This window comes from Cyanobium sp. LEGE 06143, from assembly GCF_015207535.1.
Taxonomy (GTDB): domain Bacteria; phylum Cyanobacteriota; class Cyanobacteriia; order PCC-6307; family Cyanobiaceae; genus NIES-981.
Genome location: NZ_JADEWP010000100.1, coordinates 1 through 9,226 on the forward strand (window position 1 = coordinate 1; position 9,226 = coordinate 9,226).

At 68.1% G+C, this 9,226-nt stretch carries 9 protein-coding genes and 1 pseudogene; 4 read left to right on the forward strand and 6 right to left on the reverse strand.

Features of this window, described 5'->3' with window-relative positions:
• Positions 1-21: 21 nt before the first annotated feature.
• From IQ216_RS08265 to IQ216_RS08285, 5 genes and pseudogenes are all read right to left on the reverse strand, one after another.
• Positions 22-882 carry a metal ABC transporter permease gene (locus IQ216_RS08265; protein ID WP_186696521.1) on the reverse strand — a complete coding sequence of 287 codons (861 nt, stop codon included), beginning with the start codon at positions 880-882 and terminating at the stop codon, positions 22-24.
• Positions 879-1,673 (reverse strand): metal ABC transporter ATP-binding protein, encoded by a 795-nt coding sequence (locus IQ216_RS08270; RefSeq protein WP_186696522.1) that lies wholly within the window; start codon positions 1,671-1,673, stop codon positions 879-881. The genes IQ216_RS08265 and IQ216_RS08270 overlap by 4 nt, the downstream gene beginning before the upstream one ends.
• Positions 1,670-2,653: a metal ABC transporter substrate-binding protein gene (locus IQ216_RS08275; protein WP_193815108.1), complete on the reverse strand. Its 984-nt coding sequence runs from the start codon at positions 2,651-2,653 to the stop codon at positions 1,670-1,672. Before IQ216_RS08275 ends, IQ216_RS08270 begins: the two co-directional genes overlap by 4 nt.
• A gap of 218 nt (positions 2,654-2,871) precedes the next feature.
• Positions 2,872-3,949 (reverse strand): annotated as a pseudogene (gene psbA, locus IQ216_RS08280) (photosystem II q(b) protein).
• 165 nt (positions 3,950-4,114) lie between these two features.
• Positions 4,115-5,548 carry a YcjF family protein gene (locus tag IQ216_RS08285; protein ID WP_228007294.1) on the reverse strand — a complete coding sequence of 478 codons (1,434 nt, stop codon included), beginning with the start codon at positions 5,546-5,548 and terminating at the stop codon, positions 4,115-4,117.
• A 171-nt stretch (positions 5,549-5,719) separates the two neighbouring features.
• Here IQ216_RS08285 and IQ216_RS08290 point away from each other — a divergent pair, with 171 nt between their 5' ends.
• The 4 genes from IQ216_RS08290 to IQ216_RS08305 all read left to right on the forward strand — a co-directional run bounded on the left by IQ216_RS08290 (position 5,720) and on the right by IQ216_RS08305 (position 8,774).
• Positions 5,720-6,283 (forward strand): hypothetical protein, encoded by a 564-nt coding sequence (locus tag IQ216_RS08290; protein WP_193815109.1) that lies wholly within the window; start codon positions 5,720-5,722, stop codon positions 6,281-6,283.
• 17 nt (positions 6,284-6,300) lie between these two features.
• Positions 6,301-6,780: a hypothetical protein gene (locus tag IQ216_RS08295; RefSeq protein WP_193815110.1), complete on the forward strand. Its 480-nt coding sequence runs from the start codon at positions 6,301-6,303 to the stop codon at positions 6,778-6,780.
• Between the two features lie 5 nt (positions 6,781-6,785).
• A complete protein-coding gene (gene trpS, locus IQ216_RS08300; RefSeq protein ID WP_193815111.1) occupies positions 6,786-7,817 on the forward strand; it encodes a tryptophan--tRNA ligase in 1,032 nt (343 codons plus the stop codon).
• A gap of 276 nt (positions 7,818-8,093) precedes the next feature.
• Positions 8,094-8,774 (forward strand): glycoside hydrolase family protein, encoded by a 681-nt coding sequence (locus tag IQ216_RS08305; RefSeq protein WP_228007295.1) that lies wholly within the window; start codon positions 8,094-8,096, stop codon positions 8,772-8,774.
• Here the strand turns inward: IQ216_RS08305 and IQ216_RS08310 are convergent.
• On the reverse strand, positions 8,771-9,226 hold a 456-nt coding region (locus IQ216_RS08310), incomplete at its 5' end, for a TM2 domain-containing protein (protein WP_370566672.1). The two genes, IQ216_RS08305 and IQ216_RS08310, sit on opposite strands and share 4 nt — an antisense overlap.

Consider the following 9,226-nt stretch of genomic DNA (forward strand, 5'->3'; position numbering starts at 1 on the left):
GGGTTGCCGTGACCGGCTGGCTCAGGTCTGTTGCTGCCTGAAGATGCCGTGTCGAGGGGCAAAGAAGAAGGCCAGCAGGAACAGGAACGTCTGCACCAGAACGATGCATCCGGCCGTGGAACTGTCGCTCCAGTAGCTCACATACACCCCTCCCACGCTGGAGAACACGCTGCTGGCCACCGCCAGCAGGGTCATGCGATCGAAGCGGTCAGTGAGCAGGTAGGCCGTGGCCCCGGGGGTGACCAGCATCGCCACCACCAGAATGATGCCCACGGTCTGCAGGCCCGCCACCGCCGCCAGCGACAACACCGAGAGCAGCAGGTAGTGCAGCAGCCCGGTGTTGATGCCGATCGAGCGGGCGTGGGTGGGATCGAAGCAGAACAGCATCAGATCGCGGCGCAGCACCAGCAACACCGCCAGCACGATGGCGCAGATCACCAGGGTGTCGGTGATGTCACCGGCAGAGATGCCAAGCACATTGCCGAACAGGATGTGGGTGAGATCGATGTTGCTGCGGATCTTCGAGATCAGCACCAGGCCCAGGGCAAAGAAGCCCGTGAACACCAGGCCGATCACCGTGTCTTCCTTCACCCGCGACTTCTGCTTCACGAAGCCGATCACGGCCACCGAGCCCACCCCGAACACGAAGGCCCCCACCGAGAACGGCAGGCCCAGGGCGTAGGCCACCACCACGCCGGGCATCACCGCGTGGGACACGGCATCCCCCATCAGCGCCCAGCCCTTGAGCGTCATGTAACACGACAGCAGGCCACACACACCCCCCACCAGGGCACTCACCAGCAGGGCCCGCACCATGAAGCCATGGCTGATCGGCTCGAGCAGCCAGGTGAGCGGCAGGCCCGTTGCCAGGGAGGCCGTCATCGCTCGTTCTCGCGGGAGGGGGTGGGGCCCATCAGCAGATTGGGCGGCAGGCCCCCGAAGGTGAGCGAGAGGTTCTCCGGGGTGAACACCTCGGAGGTCTCGCCGTAGGCCAGCACCGTCTTGTTGATCAGCACCACCCGGTCGCAGAAGTTGCGCACGTGGCTGAGGTCGTGGGTGGAGATCAGGATCGAGCGCTGCTCCTTGCGGAACTGCATGAACAGATCGGCCATCAGCTTCTCCGTGCGCACGTCCACGCCATTGAAGGGTTCATCCAGCAGCAGCACCGAGGCGTCCTGGGCAATGGCCCGGGCCAGGAAGGCCCGCTTGCGCTGGCCACCCGAGAGGGAGCCGATCGGCCGATCGCGCAGCTCCAGCAGCTCGACGCGCTCCAGGGCATGGCGCACGGCGGCCCGGTCCGAAGCACGGGCCAGCCGCAGCAGGTTCATCGAGCCGTAACGGCCCATCATCACCACATCCCACACCGACACGGGGAAGGCACAGTCGACGCCATCGCTCTGGGGCACGTAGGCCACCGCCTGCTGGCGCTGGGCCTGGTGCACGGGCAGACCATTGATGCGGATGTAGCCCCTGGAGGGCCTCAGAAACCCCATCAACGCCTTGAACAGGGTGGTCTTGCCGGCACCGTTCATGCCCACCAGGCCGCAGATGCAGCCTGCTTCCAGCCGCAGGCTGGCGTCGTGCAGGGCCATGGTGCCGTTGTAGTCAACGCAGACCTGGTCGGCCTCGATCCGCAGCCGCTCGGCGCCCAGCGGTGGTCGGGCTGCCCTCATGGGGTCACTCCGTTGCTCTGAGGGGTGCCCAGACCCCGCTGGATCAGACCCACATTGTGGCGCTGCATGGCGAGCAGGGTGGGAGCCGGCCCATCGGGTGTGGAGAGCGAGTCCACGTAGAAGGTGCCGCCAAAGGTGGCACCGGCGGCCCTGGCCACCTCCCGCTGGGAGGCGTCGCTCACGGTGCTCTCGCAGAACACAGCGGGCACTTGACGGTCGCGGACGGTGTCGATCAGGCGGGCCATCCGCTTGGGGGTGACCTGACTCTCGGCGTTCACCGGCCAGAGATAGGCCTCAGTGAGGCCGTAGTCGTGAGCCAGATAGGTGAACGCGCCCTCGCAGGTGGCCAGCACCCGCCGCGATTCCGGAATCGTGGCCAGGGAGGCCCGCAACTCCTGATCCAGCTGGGCCAGCTGTTGCTTGTAGGCCTCACCATTGGCCTGGAAGCTGGCGGCGCCCTCGGGGTCCAACCGGCTGAAGGCGCTCACGATGTTGTCGATGTAGCGCTTGGCCTTCCGGGGCGACATCCAGGCGTGGGGATTGGGCTTGCCGGCGTAGGCATCCTCGGCGATGGGCAGGGGTGCGATCCCCTCGGTGAGCGTGGCCACGGGCACGTTGCCGGCCGCCGCGGTGAACCTGCGGGACCAGAGCTCCAGGTTGAGGCCGTTCTCCAGGATCAGGTCGGCCCGGCTGGCGCGCTCGACGTCACTGGGGGTGGGTTCATAGCCATGGATCTCCGAGCCCAGCTTGGTGATCGAGTCCACCTGCAGGCGATCAMCGGCCACCTGGCGGGCCATGTCCGCCAGCACCGTGAAGGTGGTGAGCACCACCGGGCGGTCGTCCGCGGGGTCCTGGCGCGCTTCGGGGCTGGGGGCGTCGCAGGCGGCCAGCAGCAGGGAAGCCAGAGTCGCCGCCAGGGGGCGGCCAAAGCCGCTCCACGCCTTCAGGGGGCCGCAGGCACGAGCCGGTCGTGGGTCCATGCCCCAGCGTGGTCTTTCGTTAGGGACGATACAAAACACGGCCCTGGCCCCTGCGGTGGCCCCGGAGCGCGCAACGCTCTGCAACATGACGGCCCTGGTTGTCAGTGCTTGGGCGGAGGCGACGGCAGACGCCCATGAAAAACCCCTGCCGAAGCAGGGGAGGGGACAGCGGCCACCTGGTGACGGCGCACTGGGGCTGGATCAGCAGGGTGGCTGGATCAGCCGATCGCCGGAGCCGTGAGCGCCACGGGGATGGACTCCACCGCAGCCAGATCCAGGGGGAAGTTGTGGGCGTTGCGCTCGTGCATCACCTCCATGCCGAGGTTGGCGCGGGTGATCACATCGGCCCAGGTGGGCACCACCTTGCCCTGGGCATCCAGGATCGACTGGTTGAAGTTGAAGCCGTTCAGGTTGAAGGCCATCGTGCTCACCCCGAGGCTGGTGAACCAGATGCCGACCACCGGCCACACCGCCAGGAAGAAGTGCAGGCTGCGGCTGTTGTTGAAGCTGGCGTATTGGAAGATCAGGCGACCGAAGTAACCGTGGGCAGCCACGATGTTGTAGGTCTCTTCCTCCTGGCCGAACTTGTAGCCGTAGTTCTGGCTCTCGCTCTCGGTGGTTTCACGCACAAGCGAGGAGGTGACCAGCGAGCCGTGCATGGCGGAGAACAGCGAGCCACCGAACACACCGGCCACACCCAGCATGTGGAACGGGTGCATCAGGATGTTGTGCTCAGCCTGGAACACCAGCATGAAGTTGAAGGTGCCGCTGATGCCGAGGGGCATGGCATCAGAAAAGGAGCCCTGACCGAAGGGATAGATCAGGAACACGGCAAAGGCAGCTGAGAGCGGAGCGCTGTAGGCCACGCAGATCCAGGGCCGCATGCCGAGGCGGTAGCTGAGCTCCCACYGNCGRCCCATGTAGNCMGANGATGCCGATCAGGAAGTGGAACACAACCAGCTGGTAGGGACCGCCGTTGTAGAGCCACTCGTCGAGGCTGGCGGCTTCCCAGATGGGATAGAAGTGCAGGCCGATGGCATTGCTGGAGGGCACAACAGCACCGGAAATGATGTTGTTGCCATAAAGGAAGGAGCCGGCTACGGGCTCACGGATCCCGTCAATGTCAACGGGGGGAGCGGCGATGAACGCCACAATGAAGCAGATGGTGGCCGCCAGAAGGCAGGGAATCATCAGCACGCCGAACCAACCGACATAGATGCGGTTGTTGGTGGAGGTGATCCACTGGCAGAAGCTTTCCCAGCTTGTTGAGCGGCCGCTGCGTACAGCAGTGGTCATGGCAGGAGGACCCCGAAGGGTCGGGTATGGAGGAACAGGACGGGCTTCTTGATCAGAAGCTCTTCAAAACCCTACGCAGAACGCCCTGAAGGAACCCCAAATCTCAACAAACGTGGGAATGCTTCGTATAACTTAATTGCGGCTGCAACAAAGGCTTTACATGGTTCAGGCCGAGGCGGAGCTGGCCTGCCGCGCTCGCCACCACTGCTGACCCTGCTGCAGGAAGCCGCTCCAGTCGAGTTTTTCCGCCTCGGCCGCCCGGGCGACCAGCAGCGGCGCTTCCCGTTTGATGCGCTGCAGGTCCGGCTCCGTCACCCCCGCTGAGAGGGCGAGCATGTCGGCCATGGCCCGGCCCACCACCCGGGTGAGGTAGGCGGCGCTGAGGGCCTGAATGGCGCCGCCCACCAACCAGGTGGCGCCATGCAGCTTGATCAGCGAGGCCAGCATCTGGGTGCTCCACTCCACCACCCCCAGGGCCAGGGAGGCGCGGCCGAGCTCGAGCGCGGCCGCGCGCAGCTGCTCCGCCGTCCAGGGACACTGCCAGAGCCTGGCCATCTCCTGCAGCATCAGGCCGTTGGCCACCGCCAGCACCACCAGATCCAGAGAGGGCAGCGGTGCCGCCACCACGCCAGCGGCCACCAGCCACTGGGTGCGTTGCTGCAAGCTGATGAAGCGCTGGCGCCGTAGCGCTTCCAGCTCCACCTGCCAGCGGTCGTGCAGGTTGCGCAGCCCCCGCAGCTGGCGGTCATGGCGCAGGGCCGCAGCCCGCCGTCCGAGCTCGGTGGCCAGGGGCGCCAGCAGCCGCTGCAGCGACGTCGCCTGGGGCGACCAGAACAGGAGATTGTGGGCTGGTCCCAGGGGCAGCTGGGCCTTCAGCTCCTCGGCCAGGGCGACGGGCTCGCAGCCGTCGTCGTGCTCCACCAGCAGCCAGGTGGGCAGGCCCCGCGGCAGGGCCTCAATCCAGCGCAGGTCTGCAGCCCCCAGGGGCATCCGCAGCCAGTAGATGAGGGCGTCGGCCGATGCCAGGGGCTCAGGCCAGGTCCAGCTGTCACTCCAGCTGGGCAGGGGGCGCGACCACTGCAGCGTCAGGGGCACGGAGCCGCGCAGGGCCTGGGCCAGCAGGGGTTGGCGCTCCTGGGGGCACTCCAGGGTGGCAGCCACTCCCAGGGTGAGACCGGAACGCTCAAGCAGGGCCCGCTGGCTGTCCAGGGCCAGGGCACGCCGATGGGCGCGGCGATCGGCAGCACGCTGCAGATCAGCTGAAGGCTTTGTTGACGGCGTGGGGCTCGCCTCAGCCAACGCCAGAGGCGCAGTTAGCTGGGGAGCCTCTGTTCTGAAGGGAAACCGCTGGGCCCCAGGGTCCTCCAGCTGTCGAAACTGCTCCTGCATGCCCTCCAGCCGCTTCAGCCAGCCCGCCACATCGCCGGGATCGACCACTGCCAGAGGGGCGGGCCGGCGCAGGAGCCACCACCCAGCGGCCAATACCGCCACCCCGGTGCCGGCGGAAACCACAGGAACACTGGAGAGGTGAGCCACCCCATCCAGCACCACGCCCCCCGTCACGACGGCGGCGCCCAGCGGCCACCAGCGGCGCCCCAAGCTGGACAGCAGGGTCGCAGGCGGCCAGCTGCTCTGGGCTGCCCGGTTCGCGGCCGCTGTGTGAGGAAGCTCGGACAGCAGGGGCGACGTCAACGGGTGACCAGCGGAGCTGCATCTGTTTAGCTCACCTCACGGCGTCACGCCTCACCCGTCACCAATAGCGTGGCAGCCATGGCAGGTCCATCCAGTGGCAGGGGCAGCGCCGACAGCGGACCCGAGGCCATGACAGGCCATCGGGCGGAGGCGTTCACGCCGAGTCAGCATCGCCAGCTGCTGGCCTGGCAGGCCGACCTGGCCAGGGCCGGCGGCTGGAGCGGCGACCTGCCCGTGGTGGTGCATGAACGCTGCTGGCTGCGCCTGCGGGCGGTGCCCGTGGGCCAGCTGGCCCGGCAGTGGCCGCCCGACTGCAGCGCTGAGGCGCCGGAGCTCAGCCGTTACCGCGAACGGCTGCAGACCGGGGAAGACCCATGGCTGGCGGAGCTGCACTGCTGGGAGGAGTTCGGCCAGCTGGCCTGCCAGCAGGCCCTGCGCACCTACTGGCAGCAGCAGACCAGGAGCCCTGGCTGGACCCTCGCCACCTACCAGGCGCTGCTGGCCCGCTACCGCCAGCAGATGGAGCGCAGTGCGCCGCGATCGCTGCCGCTGCTGCAGCTGGCGCGGCCCTACAGCCCCGAGCCGCATCGGCTCCTCTGGCTGAAACCTCCGCGCCCGTCGATGCGGCACACTTGCGCCTGACTGCTTAGATGGCCTTCATGGCTGACGAGACGAGCACGGCCCTGCCCCAGGGTGGCAGACCCGGCGGCAACCGTGAGCCGGGAGGGTTCCGGATCCGCCTGAGCGACAACGAAATGCGCGCGGCCCGGGCCGTGCAGGAGGCCTTCCGCCTGCGCTCAACCGTGGCCGTGCTCGGCTTCTGCCTGCGCACCGTGGCCCAGCTGCTCGAGGAAGGCAAACTCGACGCCCTGGTGAGTGAGATGCGCAACCAGCCCGCCGCTGGCCGTCGCCCCGGCTCCGAGGGGCGCGGGCCCAGGCCCGAGCGGCAGGACCGCGTCGATCCCTTCGCGCGGCCGAGCAAGCCCAAACCCAGCCCAGTGGCCGCCGAGCCCGCTCCAGAACCCGTCAGCGCCGACACGGCCGACACCGACAGCAGCAATCCGGCCGATCCCGCAACCGCAGCAGAGGCTTCCAGCGCTGCGGCAGAGGCTGAAGAGCCCAGCGCCCAGGGGGGCTGAGCGCGATGGCACGGCCCCGGGTGCTCTCCGGCGTTCAGCCCACCGGGGGCCTGCACCTTGGCAACTGGCTCGGCGCCATCCGCAACTGGGTCGAGCTGCAGGAGAGCCACGACACCTTCTTCTGTGTCGTGGACCTGCACGCGATCACGGTGCCCCACGATCCCGCCGCCCTGGCGGAGGCCACCCTGAGCACCGCCGCCCTCTATCTGGCCTGCGGCATCGACCCGGCCCGCTCGACCGTGTTCGTGCAGAGCCATGTGCGCGCCCACAGCGCCCTCTGCTGGCTGCTGAACTGCGTGACGCCGCTCAACTGGCTGGAGAGGATGATCCAGTTCAAGGAAAAGGCCGTGAAGCAGGGCGACCAGGTGTCGGCTGGGCTGCTCGACTACCCGGTGCTGATGGCGGCTGACATCCTTCTCTATGACGCCGATCTGGTGCCCGTGGGCGAAGACCAGAAGCAGCACCTGGAGCTGGCCCGCGACATTGCCCAGCAGCGCATCAACGCCCGCTTTGGCCCCCCGGGGCCCGACGGGGAGCGTCAGCCGGTGTTGAAGGTGCCCGAACCCCTGATCCTGCCTGAGGGGGCCCGGGTGATGAGCCTCAGCGACGGGAGCAGCAAGATGAGCAAGAGCGATCCCAACGAGGGCTCCCGCATCGCCCTGCTGGATCCGCCGGAGCTGATCAGCCGCAAGATCAAGCGCGCCAAGACCGATCCCACCCTGGGGCTGGAATTCGGCAACCCGGAGCGTCCCGAAGCCGACAACCTGCTGGGCCTCTATGCCCTGCTCAGCGACCAGAGCCGCGACGCCGCTGCCCTGGAATGCGCCGAGATGGGCTGGGGGCGATTCAAGCCCCTGCTCACCGAGGCCCTGATCGGGGCGCTCAGCCCGGTGCAGGAGCGCTACCGCCAGTGGCGAGCCGACCCCACAGCCCTGGACCAGGTGCTCGCCGACGGCCGAGCCCGGGCAGACGCCGTGGCCGAGAGCACCCTGCAGCGGGTGGAGCACTGCCTGGGGTTCCTGCCGCCGCGGCGCTGAGACCTGCAGCCTGAGTCTTAACAGTCTCTGCAGAAATGATCAGGCCTGCTGATGCCTGGCGATGGGCCACCGCATCACGCCAGCCCATCGCCGCTGGCGACAAAACTGAGTAAAAGCACTTACACAGCAAGGGGGCTGGGGACTGTCGCCATGGTCACACCATCAGCGGATGCACACAGCGGCGCCCCTGTCTACCCCCCAGCGGGTGGGGTCGCTGGAAACACCCCCTGATCAGCAAGGTATGGCGACTCGCCCAAGCCCTGCCTGACCACCCCCTTGTTCCAGAAGCTCTCCCGCAGGCCCCTGGCCGTCGCCCTGTGTCTGGCCGCCACGGTGCCCACCACCCTGGCTTCTTCGGCCGAGCTGCCTGGAGGCCCTGCACGGCTGGCGGCCCCGAGCCCCCAGCTGCCTGCCGCCACAAAGGTGGCCGTGCGCACCGCCAACGGCCCCTTCACAGTGACGCCGGAGCGGCGGGCCCTGCTCAACACCATCCGCTATGCCGAGGGCACCTGGAAGGGGGGGCGCGCCGAGGGCTACCGGGTTCTGTATGGCGGACAACTCTTCCAGGGCTTTCAACGCCACCCCGAAATCAGCGTGCGGCGGATGTACACCAGTGCTGCCGCAGGCGCCTACCAGTTTCTACCCAGCACCTGGCACGAGGTGTCGCGCCGACTGGGGCTGCGCAGCTTCGAGCCCCACAACCAGGACCAGGCCGCCCTCTACCTGATCCAGCGCCGCCGCGCCCTGACCCGCTTCGACCGCCAGGGCCTCGACAGCGAGGTGATGGCGCGGCTGGCGCCCGAGTGGGCCTCGATCCCCTACCGCCATGGAGGCAGCTACTACGGCCAGCCGGTGAAGAGCCGCCAGGAGCTCACCCGCTTCTACCAGGCTGCCCTGGGCGAGGCCCGGCGCAACAGCAGCAGCAGTGACTCCCGCGAGAACGCCAACCCGGCCTAGGGCTCGCGGTAGATCACCCGGCCGCGCTCGTCGTTGCCCACATCCAGAAGATGCCCGTGGAGCAGCCGCTCGATCTCGCTGCGCAGCTGCTCACTGCCGACACCATGCTGCCCCTCGAGGGCCAGCAGGGCATCGTTGAGAGTGAAGCCGGCAGAACCGTTCCGGCGGGCCAACTCAAGCAACTGGCGCTCGAGGGAGGCGCCCCTGGACCGCAGCAGGTGCACGGCATTGGCCTGCTCCACCACATCCGGTAGCAGCCACAGATCCACCAGCTGGCCGATGAAGCAGAGCCCGAAGGTGAACAGGTAGAGAGCGCCGCTGATCGGCCGGCGGCTGTAGAAGCGCTGGATGCCGCACACGCCCACCAGTCCCAGCGCCCAGAGCAGGTAGGCCACCCCGAGGTGGCGCGGCTGGGTGAGAGCCATCAGGCGGACGCCTCGGGGGGCGGCAGC